This is a genomic window from Rhodopirellula sp. SH410 (assembly GCF_055811895.1).
This window is the reverse complement of the sequence record NZ_CM147949.1, coordinates 6,420,629-6,433,864: the sequence shown is the minus strand read 5'-3', so window position 1 is coordinate 6,433,864 and position 13,236 is coordinate 6,420,629. Positions and strand designations below refer to the sequence as shown.

At 58.0% G+C, this 13,236-nt stretch carries 11 protein-coding genes; 5 read left to right on the top strand and 6 right to left on the bottom strand.

Annotated features, from left to right (window positions below):
- Positions 1-431 precede the first annotated feature (431 nt).
- Positions 432-932 (top strand): CBS domain-containing protein, encoded by a 501-nt coding sequence (locus SH410x_RS23485; RefSeq protein WP_473671273.1) that lies wholly within the window; start codon positions 432-434, stop codon positions 930-932.
- A gap of 210 nt (positions 933-1,142) precedes the next feature.
- On the opposite strand, the gene SH410x_RS23480 is transcribed toward SH410x_RS23485, so the two are convergent.
- Positions 1,143-1,613, bottom strand: coding sequence for a c-type cytochrome (locus SH410x_RS23480; RefSeq protein WP_473671271.1), 471 nt, complete (start codon positions 1,611-1,613; stop codon positions 1,143-1,145).
- Positions 1,614-1,905: 292 nt separating this feature from the next.
- On the opposite strand from SH410x_RS23480, the gene SH410x_RS23475 reads away from it, so the two are divergent.
- Both SH410x_RS23475 and SH410x_RS23470 read left to right on the top strand, forming a co-directional pair.
- Positions 1,906-2,961, top strand: a complete 1,056-nt coding sequence (locus tag SH410x_RS23475; RefSeq protein ID WP_473671269.1) for an NAD(P)-dependent alcohol dehydrogenase — start codon at positions 1,906-1,908, stop codon at positions 2,959-2,961.
- A gap of 306 nt (positions 2,962-3,267) precedes the next feature.
- Positions 3,268-4,254, top strand: a complete 987-nt coding sequence (locus SH410x_RS23470; protein ID WP_473671267.1) for an ATP-dependent 6-phosphofructokinase — start codon at positions 3,268-3,270, stop codon at positions 4,252-4,254.
- A 152-nt stretch (positions 4,255-4,406) separates the two neighbouring features.
- Here SH410x_RS23470 and SH410x_RS23465 read toward each other — a convergent pair whose 3' ends face one another.
- The 3 genes from SH410x_RS23465 to odhB all read right to left on the bottom strand — a co-directional run bounded on the left by SH410x_RS23465 (position 4,407) and on the right by odhB (position 8,276).
- Positions 4,407-5,165 (bottom strand): DUF4332 domain-containing protein, encoded by a 759-nt coding sequence (locus SH410x_RS23465; RefSeq protein WP_473671265.1) that lies wholly within the window; start codon positions 5,163-5,165, stop codon positions 4,407-4,409.
- A gap of 77 nt (positions 5,166-5,242) precedes the next feature.
- A complete protein-coding gene (pepT, locus tag SH410x_RS23460; RefSeq protein ID WP_473671263.1) occupies positions 5,243-6,508 on the bottom strand; it encodes a peptidase T in 1,266 nt (421 codons plus the stop codon).
- Positions 6,509-6,902: 394 nt separating this feature from the next.
- Positions 6,903-8,276 (bottom strand): 2-oxoglutarate dehydrogenase complex dihydrolipoyllysine-residue succinyltransferase, encoded by a 1,374-nt coding sequence (odhB, locus tag SH410x_RS23455; RefSeq protein WP_473671262.1) that lies wholly within the window; start codon positions 8,274-8,276, stop codon positions 6,903-6,905.
- A 194-nt stretch (positions 8,277-8,470) separates the two neighbouring features.
- Between odhB and SH410x_RS23450 the strand changes: the two genes are divergently transcribed.
- On the top strand, positions 8,471-9,706 hold the full coding sequence (locus SH410x_RS23450; protein ID WP_473671260.1) for an exonuclease/endonuclease/phosphatase family protein: 1,236 nt from the start codon (positions 8,471-8,473) through the stop codon (positions 9,704-9,706).
- 29 nt (positions 9,707-9,735) lie between these two features.
- Here the strand turns inward: SH410x_RS23450 and SH410x_RS23445 are convergent, their stop codons facing one another.
- Positions 9,736-10,905 carry a sialidase family protein gene (locus SH410x_RS23445; RefSeq protein WP_473671258.1) on the bottom strand — a complete coding sequence of 390 codons (1,170 nt, stop codon included), beginning with the start codon at positions 10,903-10,905 and terminating at the stop codon, positions 9,736-9,738.
- A gap of 194 nt (positions 10,906-11,099) precedes the next feature.
- Here SH410x_RS23445 and modA point away from each other — a divergent pair, with 194 nt between their 5' ends.
- Positions 11,100-11,927, top strand: a complete 828-nt coding sequence (modA, locus tag SH410x_RS23440; RefSeq protein ID WP_473671256.1) for a molybdate ABC transporter substrate-binding protein — start codon at positions 11,100-11,102, stop codon at positions 11,925-11,927.
- A gap of 54 nt (positions 11,928-11,981) precedes the next feature.
- On the opposite strand, the gene SH410x_RS23435 is transcribed toward modA, so the two are convergent.
- Positions 11,982-13,160: an SGNH/GDSL hydrolase family protein gene (locus SH410x_RS23435; protein WP_473671254.1), complete on the bottom strand. Its 1,179-nt coding sequence runs from the start codon at positions 13,158-13,160 to the stop codon at positions 11,982-11,984.
- Positions 13,161-13,236 lie beyond the last annotated feature (76 nt).

Below are 13,236 nucleotides of genomic sequence, written 5' to 3'. Positions count from 1 at the left end.
CACGGATTTTTCATTTTTGGATCATCCGACGGAAGCGTGCGCCGGAGATTTTGGAGTACTGTCTGAAGTATCCGATGATTTATTGGTGGGGTTGGATTGACAGCGTTAGACTGCGTCTGCTGGGAAATGAGACTGCGCCTGCCGGGAAATGAGACGGGGCCTGCCGGGAAAAACGGAGCGAAGCCCTGCAGAGGTGCGGGGTTGGCAAGGGATCTCCCGGTCGATGGTACGCCCATGGTGTTGCCAGTCCCTGCCGAACGTTCGTTCGACAGGGACGCTTCTTTGAAAACAGATTGGATACTGGCTATGCCTCCAAAAAACCTCCACTGTACTCCCACGCACCCTTCCGTCGGATGAGCCTCATTTTTCCGCTCTGGCGCAATGTTTGCTCCTGCTTTAGGCAGTTCACGCATCCAACTTAGGAGACATTCATGCATACTCAACCCATGCCTCTTGCCTCGGACATCATGGATTCCCATGTGCAGACCATCGGGCCGCAAGTGAAACTCGCCGACATCATCACCTTCTTGCTGGAACATAAACGATCGAGCGCGCCCGTCGTGGAGGAACAGGACGGTGGGCGGCGGCTACTCGGCTTCGTCTCCGAAGGGGACTGTCTAGAATATGTCGGCAACGAGCTGTTCTATGGAAACCCAAGTCCGCCGCAGCGTGCCGCGACCATCATGCGGAAACATCCGACCTGTGTCGGCCCCGAGACCGATCTGTTCACGCTGACTTCGATCTTCACCAGTCATCGCTTCCATCACTTGCCTGTGGTCCAGGATGGAAACCTGATCGGCATGGTTAGTCGTCGCGACGTATTGAAAGCCGTCGATATCTACTATCAGGATTGGAACCGTACCCGGGACCGCGGGCGGTTCCCTGTGGACATTCACCAGATCATGAACCACCGATTCATCATGGGATACTAAGGCGACCGACTTCCGCCGAGCGCCGTCACTTGCGATGCTCGCGACGATTTTTTGCCCTGACGTTGGCCGGTTCTTTGGAGACGGTTTTAACGGCCGTTCGAGTGCTCAGCGTTGCTTGCACGCTGGCAAGGGAGCAACCTCGAATGTTTCCGAAAGCTGCGAAGCGGTAGCGTGATTTTGAGAGTCCACCTCGTATGGAAACTCGCTGAATCAATAGTGATAGGGTGCGTACGGCGTGGGGTGGTACTGGATGACCGAGTAGTGTGATTCTAGGAACGTTACTAAGTCGATCAGTTGTTGAATGGTCATTTCGTCATTATATGATCGCATTTTTGATTGCCCATCCACGGCCACGTCTTCTTCAGCATATCCTTTGGCGAAGCGGTGCGATGGGTTAATGATCGATGTGACTAAATCGCCGTAAGTTTGAACGCTCGTTTTGGCACCGCCGAGGGCGATCATCTTTTGATCCGGTGATTCTGAAGCCGGGGAGGTTTCGGCGTCATCAAATGTCACACTGGTGACGGTATGGCACGCCTGGCAGTTCAATTTCGCAAACGTTTGCTGCCCACGTTGGACGTCACCCTCGGGCAACGTGAACCCTTTTCCGGATTTGGAGTCGGGCATGCATCCGACTTGGGCAAGGATTATCAAGCCAATGGCAAAGGAGCAGAATTTCATGTCAGCGATTCCCTGGGTGAAACGGTTTGTGATACGGATTTCTGACCGCAATCTCTGTGCCGTTTTCCCTCTCTGCAAACTGCGTCTTGAGGGGACAGGAAAAGCACACCTGCATGAACCTGGCCACGGGGCGCGGTGGTATGTTCGCACGAGCGGTTCTGCATGATCCGAAAACCTTCGACGGGTCCGAATGATTTGACTCGCCGAATCGAACCGGCTTTTGCGGCTCACGGCACAGCGATTGCGACTCTTGGTGGTTTCGAGAAACCCCGCAATCGCAAGGACCAAAACCATGAAAGCGTTCGTGATGCAAGGAATCGGCAAGGTGCAGTTCACCGACAAGCCGATTCCCGAGCCCGGACCCAACGACGCGATCGTCAAGACCACTCGCGCGCTCGTGTGCACATCCGATGTGCATACCTTGAAGGGGGCCATCGGTGACCGACACGGTTTAACACTCGGACACGAAGCGGTCGGTGTGGTTGCCAAGTTCGGTAGCGAAGTGCGTGGTTTCAACGAAGGCGACCGAGTCGCCGTGAACGCGATCACGCCGTGCTTTCAATGCGAGAACTGCCAGCGTGGCTACCCATCGCAGTGCGGGACCATGCTGGGCGGTTGGAAATTCGCGAATATCAAAGACGGCAGTTTCGCCGAGTATTTTCACGTCAATGATGCCAATGCCAACCTGACGCCGATTCCAGATTCGATCAGTGACGATGTTGCCGTTTATGCGTGCGACATGCTGTCGACCGGATTCATGGGAGCCGAGCATGCCAATATCCCACTGGGCGGTACCGTCGCCGTATTCGCCCAAGGCCCCGTTGGTCTGATGGCCACGGTCGGGGCACGGTTGCTCGGTGCCGGACTCGTGATCGGAATCGACTCAATCGCAAAGCGTTTGGAGCTATCGCGTCATTTCGGAGCCGATGAGACGATCGACTATACACAGGTTGATCCGGTCGAAGCGATTCGCGAACTGACAAGCGGTGTGGGCGTCGATTCCGCGATCGAATGCTTGGGCGGGCAAGCGACTTTCGAGGCGTGTGTCAAAGCGACTCGTCCGGGCGGCACGATCTCCGTCGCAGGCTACTTCGGCCACGGCGACAGCGTCGACATTCCCCGGGTCGAATGGGGTGTCGGTATGAGCGACAAAGTGATCCGCACCGGCCTGTGTCCCGGCGGCAGTGTTCGCATGACGCGACTGTTGCGATTAATCGAACAAGGCCGCGTCGATCCGTCGCCGCTCACGACTCACCGATTTGCATTCGATCGAGTCGACGAAGCGCTTCACCTGATGGAGACGAAGGAAGACGGTGTTTTGAAGCCGTTGATCGTGTTCGATGCGTGATTCGATGCAAACTAACGGTGCGTTGGAAGTCGCAGTGCGTCGGCCAGCGACAAAGCTAGAATTAGGGTGAGCGTTTTTGACGCGTTTTGTGCACTGGCGAGCGATATGGCGCACATCGTCGCTGTTGAGCGGTTCCAGTTCGCGGGCAAGACTCACGCAACGATGCGTAAACGCTCGTGTTCTTCGGCACACTTCTTGCTTGGCGAACGATACAGTGACCGACGGTAGCGGTAAGAAGGTGGTCGTTGGTTTGTTCCAATGCGCGACGAGAAGTTTTGATAGCGGTGGCGACAAGGTGATGGGCTAATGATGAAGATCGGCGTCCTTTGCAGCGGTGGTGATGCCCCCGGAATGAACGCCTGCGTTCGGTCCATCGTGCGGGCGGCAGTATGTGATGGCCATCGCGTGATTGGTATTTGCCATGGCTATCAAGGATTGCTCGATGAAGATTTCTATGGTGACAAAGACGGAGCGATGTCAGCTCGCAGCGTGTCTCATATCTTGGAACGTGGCGGAACGATCCTGAGTTCGTCGCGATGCCAAGAATTGATGTCCGCCGCTGGAGTGAAGCATGCTGCGTCCGTTTTGAAGAAGCATCGCTTCGACGCCTTGATACCGATTGGCGGTGATGGCACGTTTCGTGGTGCGCTCGAATTGTCGAAGTCGTGGAGCGGTCAGGTCATTGGCTGTCCTGGAACGATCGACAATGATCTCAACGGGACCGACTTGACAATTGGGTTTGCGACTGCCGTGCAAACGGCGGTCGATTGCATCGACAAATTGAGAGATACCGCTGAAAGCCACTCGCGGATGTTTTTGGTCGAAGTGATGGGCCGGCACAGTGGGCACTTAGCGCTCTACACCGCGTTGGCCGCTGGTGCAGAGATCGCATGTGTGCCAGAGTTCGCCGTCAGCGCAGCGGAGATTGCCGTTCGGGTTCAACATCTAAAATCGCTTGGGAAACAGTCGATCATCATCGTTGTGGCCGAAGGCGACGAAGAAGGTGGTGCGGTGGCCTTGAACGAAAAACTGAAACAAACCGGATGCCCTTACGATACACGTACGGTCATTCTCGGGCACGTCCAACGAGGCGGTTCGCCGGTTCCCGCCGATCGGATTCTGGCGACTCGTTTGGGCGACTTCGCTGTGCGCTCGTTGGCAACCGGGGCGACCGCCGCGATGGCTGGCCAACGAAACGGTCGGTGCGAGTTGGTCCCGCTGGAGCAGACATTTGCGACTCACAAACCGCTTCCCGACCACCAAACTGAATTGTTAGATCGAATGTCGTGCTGATAGATGCGGAAACAACATGCGGGCGTCAGACCCAACAGGCAGCCGAGCGATTCCCATCGCCCCTCCCTGAAGTCCTCGGAAATCTAAAAGCAGCGTTGCAAACAGAGGTTTCCGATTTTCCCGGGATGGGCAACGTTACAATGCCGCAACTCTCAGGCTGCTTGCCGAGCGATCTGGGCCGGGCCCGTCGAAGCGGATTCGACCATCTCTCGGCAGCTGGCGACCCACGTCTTCACACGTCGCAGGCTTGGGACGCTGCGGTGGCCGATCAGTTTGCTGCCACGACTGCTGAGCGAAAACCGCTCGAGATCGCGGTGCAACTGTGCGGCGGATTCGCGGGCCAAGCTGGCTACGCTGCGACGATGGATCGCCACCAGGAGGAGTGCGTCGCGAGGCATCATGGACTCGATGCCGAGGGCCAATTTGATCGCCGCCCGGTATCGCCGAATCGCACGCTCGGCGCGCTGCGGGCTACGGAAGCTCTCGACGATCTTGCTGAGATCGCCGTAAATCAAATCACCTGCCGTCTGGATACCGATCTCCGCAAGCTGGCGGCAACGCGTCGCCGGGCACAGATTCAAATGCTCCAATTGCATGGCGAGCAAGCGGGCACGGTGCGACGCGAGCGTTGATTCATGGGGCGTCAGAACCATCTTGCGGCGACCTGCTCTGCGGTGCCGGGACGGGGTTCGAGCGGGCGGCCCTGTTTGAGCAGAAAGATGCTGGGCACTCGACGGGGTCGCAATGCTTCGCTCCGCTGCATCCGGGCCCGCCGCAATGGAACTCGCGGTGCGATGGACCGCGAGTGTGGTGGGAGGGTCGGGAATTTCCGGCAGATTGACCAGGAACACGACGTCGTCGCCACCGCGGCGACTAGTGCCTGAGACCAAGCGTTTAAAAAACTCGAACATGTGAAAAGACTCCTGCGTGAAGAAGCATCCGAGACATGTCCGCGATATCAAGTCGAGGGGGGGCGTGACCAGACCAATCAGGAGCGTTTTTCGCCCCACAATCTCAACAATTCGATCAAATGTCTCGCCGCATCACACATTTCACTCAAGTTTGCGAATTCCAAGACGCTGTGAATGTTGTGTTGGCCACTGGACAAATTTGGCGTCGGCAGCCCTTTTTCAGTCAACTGGCTACCGTCGGTGCCACCACGCACGATCTCGCGAGAGCACGCGACGCCAATGTTTGCGAATGCCATCTCCGCCAGCGACACGGCTTCGGGCAGGCGGTCGAGTCCGTCCCGAAGATTACGATATTGATTTCGCACCACACACTGCACTCGCGTCCCTGGAATATCCGCTGCCGCCGCCTCGGCGAGTTGCTGCACCCGCTCGGCATATTGGGCGAGCTGCTCGGTATCGAATGAACGCAGGATTAGCTCCACTCGCGTTTGACCGACCCCACCGTGGATATCGTGGACATGAATGAAGCCGTCACGGCCATCGGTCGTTTCCGGCGTTTCATGAGTGATGGGCAAAGATTCGACGAACCGTGCGGCCGCGCGAGTGGAATTCACCATCCGGTCTTTGGCGATCGCGGGGTGGATGTTGTGTCCGGTGAACGTGACCGTGACCGCATCAGCGGAGAACGTTTCCACGTCGATCTGACCGCGACCACCACCATCGATGGTATACGCGACCGTGGCCGCGAGCGCTGCCAAGTCGACTTTGTCCGTGCCGTGGCCGATTTCCTCGTCGCAGGTCATCACGACTCGCAGCGGGCCGTGCGGGATCTCAGGATGCTCCATCAATGTGTGAGCAACTTCCATAATGATCGCAACACCCGCCTTGTCGTCACCGCCGAGCAGGGTCGTTCCGTCCGTCGTGATCAGCGTGTCGCCAATCATGTCTTTCATTTCAGCGCAGTCAGCGACCGTGATCACGGAGCCATCCGGCAGTTCGATGTCACCGCCGCCATAGTTCTCGATGACTTGCGGCTCGACGCCATCGCTGGGGGCTTCGGGTGAGGTATCCAGGTGAGCAACTGCGGCCACGACCGGCACATCGCCCGAAACGGTCGCTGGGACGGTCGCGATCACCAAACCATCACGAGTGAACTCCACGCCATCCATACCCATCGCAGTCAATTCGTCCGCGAGAAGTTTGCCTAACACGAGTTGTTTGGCGCTGCTCGGGTAGGATTGAGAATTGGGATCCGCCGCAGTATCGAGGCGGACATACCGAAGGAATCGCTCGAGCAAGCGATCGGTGCGGAGCTTCAGGTCAGCGACGGAGGTGGTCGGCATGGGGTGGCAAATTCGTTAGTGGCATGGACGCACTGGGCCCAGGACTGGTGAAATGAAAAAGCTAAATTGAAAACTTAGAAATGCAAAATTGTCCACCATCGGACTCGTGTTTCGCACTTTTCAATTCTTGTTTTCTCTGTTCAGTGACGCGAGATATTTACCAATATTCCGTATCACGTGATGCGCTGCAAGAGAGAGAGAGGAGGAGCGGGGGCCCACTGGTTCTCGCGAGAAATAAAAAAAGCGGGAGCATCGGAATCGAATCCAAATGCTCCCGCCCTGTGCTTTGAACAAACTGCAGAAGCGTTCGGCCACTTGTTTTCCGCTCGTTCCTTAGCCGATGCCAGAAGGCAATCGGCTCACGTGTTTGTCTTAGGATCGCAACCGTCGAGGCTTAGACTTCCAGGAACAACCGCGATGGATCTTCGACCATGTCCTTGATTGCGACCAGGAATCCGACCGCTTCGCGTCCGTCGACGATCCTGTGATCGTAGGTCAAGGCGATGTACATCATCGGCCGGATCACGACTTGGCCGTCCTCGGCGATGGGGCGTTCTTGGATCGTGTGCAGTCCGAGGATGCCGCTTTGAGGTGGGTTGACGATTGGCGTGCTCAGCAGCGAACCGTAGATGCCACCATTGCTGATTGTGAACGTCCCGCCCATCAAATCGCTTGGCTGCAGACGATTCTCTCCCGCCAATCGGGCATACTCGGCGATCGAGCCCTCGATTTGCGAAAATGACATCCGTTCGACATTTCGCAGCACGGGGACGACGAGGCCCTTGCCGCCACCGATCGCGATGCCGATGTCCTGGTAGTTTTTGTAGGCCATCGCATCGCCGCGGATCTCCGCGTTGACCGCTGGGAAGCGTCGGAGTGCCTCCACGGCAGCCTTGGCGAAGAACGACATGAAGCCGAGTTTGACGCCGTGTTTCTTTGCAAACGCATCTTTGTACTTGCTGCGGATCTGCATCACCGGCTGCATGTTGATTTCGTTGAACGTGGTCAACAATGCCGCCGTTTGCTGAGCCTGGACGAGTCGCGAGGCGATTGTCCGCCGCAGCATGCTCATCGGTTTGATTTCTTCGCTGCGATACGCTCCCTCGGTGACCAACGAGTGAGATTCATACGAAGGGGTCGGTGCTGAGATGGCTCGCGGAGCGGGTTGGGCGGGGGCTGCGGCGGGCTGCTGAGCAGGCGCGGAGGGTTGCTGGGCTCGGGCGGATCCACTGCGGACATAGGCGAGCACGTCCTCTTTGAGCAATCGACCACCCGGCCCGGTCGCGGGCACGTCGGAGGCGCTGAGCCGGTGCTCATCGAGCAGTCGCTGGGCCGCCGGCATCACGAACCCGCTGGCCGAAGGTCGTGACGATGGTCCCGTTGCACCCCGCTGCGAAGGTGCTGAGGCGTTACCCGAAGGTGCCGAGGCGGGAGCGGCCGGCGGTGCCGACGCGCCGTTGCTACGGCCGCTTTCTTGGGACGCGGACGGAGTTCCGGAATCGCCACCCGTGGACTCGGGCCGCTCACCAGCACGAATGCTGGCGATTTGCTCACCGACGGCGGAAAACTCTTCGGTCTGCTTGAGGATATCAGTGAGGAAGCCACTCGCCGGAGCGGGGATCTGGACCGATGCCTTTTCGGTTTCGATCTCGACGAGATCTTCGCCGCTGTCGACCCAATCGCCATCGTTTTTTAGCCAGGTCCCGATTTGAACTTCGCTGATGGACTCGCCAACGGTCGGGACTTCGACTGGAATGATTTCGCTCACGGAAACGTCTTCTACCAAAAAGGAAAATGCGAGGGCTCGTTACGACGCCCCTAGGATAACGATCGTCTGCCGACCTGTCAGTGTACCGGGGGCCAAAGAGTTTTTTTAATGAAATTTGGTTGCATCGATTAGCCTGATTGAGTCGATAAAGAGGTTGAAACCTTATTGTCCTATCTACCTACCCATCCCATCTCATGTCCAGTGAATCCAGTGGAGGACACCCGATTCAGGCCGGGCTGATCGTGCTGTGCCTGGTCGGCGGCGGGTGGTATTTCCTTCGCAATTACGATGTCGACGGTCTCGACGGCATCTCCATCATGCGAAAGCAGGCCGCTCAGCAGCCGCCCCAGATCGAGGAGATGGGAGATCCATTCACCTTTGCGTCCTCGACCGCTAACAAGGGGGAAGGTGCCGGTGGTTCGAAGCCGAGCACCGAAACTGCCGCTGACGGAGGAAACTGGTTCACGAGCCAAATCAAGTCACTGGTCTCGACGGCGACCGGCAATCCGGACTACGAAGTCGATCCGATCATCTCCAGCCCGAGCGACCTGCACGCCCAACGGTCCAGTTCTGGGGCGGTGGGCGGTTCGCGGCACACGCCCAATCACATCCGCATCGCATCGTGGGCGCTCGATGGCTTCGGTCCCACAAAGCTCGCTAGCGATTTGGCACGGACCAATCTGGTGCGGGTCGTCCGGCAGTTTGATGTGATCGCTCTCCAGCAGGTTTCGTCGCTGCATATGGATCTTGTGCCACGGATAGTCGACGCCATCAATGAAAGTTCGCTTGGCGGTGGAGGCCCGCTCTATGATTATGTGATGGGCCCACCGACCGGCCCCCAGGACCACCGTGAACTGATGGTCGTCCTGTTTAATCCAGCGCGCGTTCGCGTTGATCGGACACAGACTTATACGATCAGTGACCCCGACAACCAACTCGCCTACGATCCGCTGGTCGCCTGGTTTCGCGCCTCCGAGCCAAACGCCAACGAGGCGTGGACATTCAGTTTGGTGAATGTTCGTGTCGACCTGTCGCGTGCTCCGCAAGAGGTCGCGCTGTTGGGGCAGCTGTTCAAATCGGTGCGTGAGGATGGACGTGGCGAAGATGACGTGATCATCGCGGGATTATTCCAGGCCGATGACGCCTATCTGTTACCCGTCATCGCCGGTGAAAAGATCCAGGCCACGGTCACGAGCACGCCGACGGATGTCTTTGGCCGGCATCAAACCAGCAATATCTTGTACGACCGCAACACCACGGCGGAAGCGATTGGTCGCGGCGGCGTCTATGATTTCCTGCGCGTGTACAATCTCAGCGTCACCCAGGCTCAAGCCGTGTCGAGCTTCCTGCCCGTGTACGCGGAGTTCACCCCTCTGGAAGGCTCCCCGCTGGCACATCAATCCATCGCCCCGACGACCTCGGCCCGGTGAGACGGCGCCGCGAAGAGGAGACGAGTGTCTTACTTCGGCAATTCCCAAGTCGCAAGACGCAACTGGGCGTTGGCGTTACCCTCGAGTCGCTCGTACCAAACCGTAGCGAGCTTACCGGGCGATACTTCGGCGGTAGAGGGATACCCCAGATCACCAGACGTTGCGTCGCCGTAGATGACCATCGGCTCCGACCAGGTTTCGCCGTGGTCGCTGCTGACCCGGGCTTGGTTGCCCAACGGTGCACGGCGATGTCCATAGGTCATGAGCAAGCGATCGTCCGACAGCCGCAGTAAATGCGAGGGCAGTCCCCACACGCCAATTGAGTACGGCGTCGCCCAGGTCTTGCCGCCATCGGTGCTGTGGGTCTGCAGTGTCTCGTTTTTATTCGCGGAGTTGTGGTTGCGAATATGAACGACGATGCGACCATCGGCGGCCTCGACAGCGTGGAGTTCGTGATACTGCGCGGGATCATCACCCTCACGAACGGGCAGCTTTTGCAGGGGTGTCCAGGTGCGTCCATCGTCATCCGAGCGGCTGGTGCCAACGCTCCGGCCGGGTTCCCACAAGGCGACGCCAGCATAGAACAAGCTTCCATCACTTAGCTGAATGGGACCATGCGGACTGTTCAGCGGCACGCGATACGCCGGTGACCAATTCAAACCATCATCTTCCGAACGTAGCATCCAACAACCGAGGTGTTTGGCATGCTCGCCATCGGGCAGTCGGCGTTGGGCTGCCTGCCACTTAGCGAGTCGCTGCGGCGACATCGAGGGCGTGGCGGTCGCTGCCGTCGCAATTGCCTTTTGCAGGCTGGGTTCATAAGCCAGCGACGTGAACGTGCTCACGAGCAAAGTCCCTTGATCCGTTTCGAGGATGCCCGCGTCACGGTCGTCGATCGGTCCGTCGAGGATGGTACGTTCATAGCTCCATGAGTTTCCGGCATCGCGAGAGCGAATGAAATCCACGCGGCCAAACGGACAAACATGTGACTCTCGCCCGCCCGAGCAAACGACCAGCAAATCGCCATTGGCAGATCGGCAAAGCGTTGGCCAGCCATGGTAGCGTTCCGTTTGGAAACCGATGGTTTTGATGTCGCTGACGGTGAAACTCGGTGAACTTTCGCTGGCATGGGTGAGCGAAGATGCTAGCACCGTCGATGCGGACGCGGCGACGAATTGCCGACGGGAAAGGAATGGCATGATTGGGGGACTCGCTTCAATTTTGGTGTGATTTTGTTTCGGTTGCCTGTGTTGCGATCGCGACGACATTGAGGCGTTGGAGCCAACGCCATGGCGATGGCTCGGCAGCCACCAACGTGTTGGTGGCCCACCCTTGGCCCCTAAAACCAGTATCGCAATCTCACAAACCTTCGGTTCGCGATAAGCTATCGGGCATGAATCGTACCATCATTTTTCTCGCCGGGTTGCTCGCAGTGGTGCCGGCGCTGCTGTACTTGCTCGCGACTACCGAACCTCCGCGAAACGACGGCCAAGCCGTTGCGGTCAATGGGGACAACGCAGGCGACCACGCGATTACCGTTTTTTGCGCTGCCAGTAACCAGGCCGTGATGGAAGCGATTGTGGCGGATTATCGACACGAGTTGGGACGCGAGGTATTCGTCAATTATGGTCCTTCGCAGGGATTGCTATCGCAGATCGAAGTCACACGCACGGGAGACCTGTTTTTGCCCGCCGACAACAGCTACCTCACTGCGGCACGTAGCAAGGGGCTGATCTCCGAGACGTTTCCGATCGCAACCATGCACGCCGTTCTCCTTGTGCAGCAGGGTAACCCGAAATCGATCCACCGCTTTGACGATCTATTGCGCGACGACGTGCGTTTTGTGCAAGCCAATCCGGAAGCGGCTGCGATCGGTCAGCTCACGAAAAACGCTCTGCAGGGATTGGGTTTATGGGAGGCCGTTGATGCGGCGACGGCAGCCTATCGCGGCAATGTGACCGAAGCGGCAGCCGACGTGGCGATCGGCTCGGCCGATGCAGCGATCGTTTATGACTGCGTGCTACACAACTATCCCAACCTCGATTTCGTGCAGCTGACGGAACTCAACACGGCGGTATCCAATTTCGGCGTGGGGCTGATCGCAAATTCGCAACATGCCACCGCCGCCTTGCAGTTTGTGGATTTCGTGGTCTCGCCTGATCACGGTTTGGCACGCTATCGCGAGTACGGCTTCGACGTACCGCAATGGATGCGTCCGTGAGTTTTACCGATCGCGATGCCTCTCGAACCCAACAGGCTGGGTGCATCCGGATGACTACTCTGCACTCGGACTGGTTTTTTTGCGATCGGCGTCCGTGCTTTCCATGGCGTTTCGCAAGACGGGCTCAAACAAGTTGGCTTGTCGCATGAAGCCCAGGTCGCTGGCGTGCGAGCCATCGGTCGCGCCATCAGCATCGTCCCCATAGAGATGATCCCCGGGGATGTAGTGCAGGTTCTCGATCCCCGCCTCGACCAGGGCGGCATGGGCTGCTCGCAAGGCGGCATGATTGCGAGTGTGGTGTTCATGGCGACTGGGCAGGATCCAGTCGTTGGTGTTGCGCCGATCCTCCACGAGCACGATCGGGGTCGACGGGTGGGCAGCACGCAACTGCTTGACCAGGGGAATGCACTTTGCTGCGACATCGGCAGGCCCCATGTTCGGCAAGCAGTCGATAACGAAGGCGGTGGCATCGATTTGATTCAAGTAGTCGCCGACCTCTTTGTCCATCCTGCCATTGCCGGAAAAACCGAGATTGACGATGGGCATGTCAAATCGTCGCCCCAGGATTGCGGTGTGAACCATGCCCGGTCGACTGGCGCATGCTCCATGCGTGATGCTGGTTCCGTAGAACACAATGGGATTTTGACGTGGGGCGAGGCCCTCGAAATCGCTTCCCTGCTCAACGCCAATACTCATGAATTCAACGCCGTTGTAGAGCGGCAGGTAAGCGGCATATTCTCGCTCTCCCGCTGCCAGTCCACTGACGACCCTCGCCTTCACCTCTTGTGAGTTCGGGCGCGCGACCTCAACCCATCTCCATTTTCCGTCGCGATCTCGAGCGTACAAATCCACTCCGCTCACCCCCGTCGCGGGCATGTGGACCATGGCCAAATTTGATTTTTTGAGTTTGTAGTGAATATGAATTGATGGCGAATTGGTTTTGAAACGCACCATCATGCCGGCGCTGTCGCGACTGAGGCTCCAAACGCTCTTGGTCACCGATTGCTGGGCTGAGGCGGGTAAGCGATCGAACCATTGCTGCCGCTCTTGGTCGGGGAGAATGCGTCCTTCGACACCCCACTGAGTCACATCGTACCAATCCAGGCCATCGACCGTCTCCTTGCTCACCGCCATTTCGGGATCGAGGTCGGCAATCGCGACGTCCTGCGCCAGCGAATGCGATGCGAGTAAAACCAGCAGGCTGGTGAACACACTTCGATAGAGAGTGGTCATGAACATTTCCGAGGTGAATGACAAAGTTGCGCTGTCCGGTGATTGCTCAGGCACCTGTTGAGTGCAGCGGACGGGT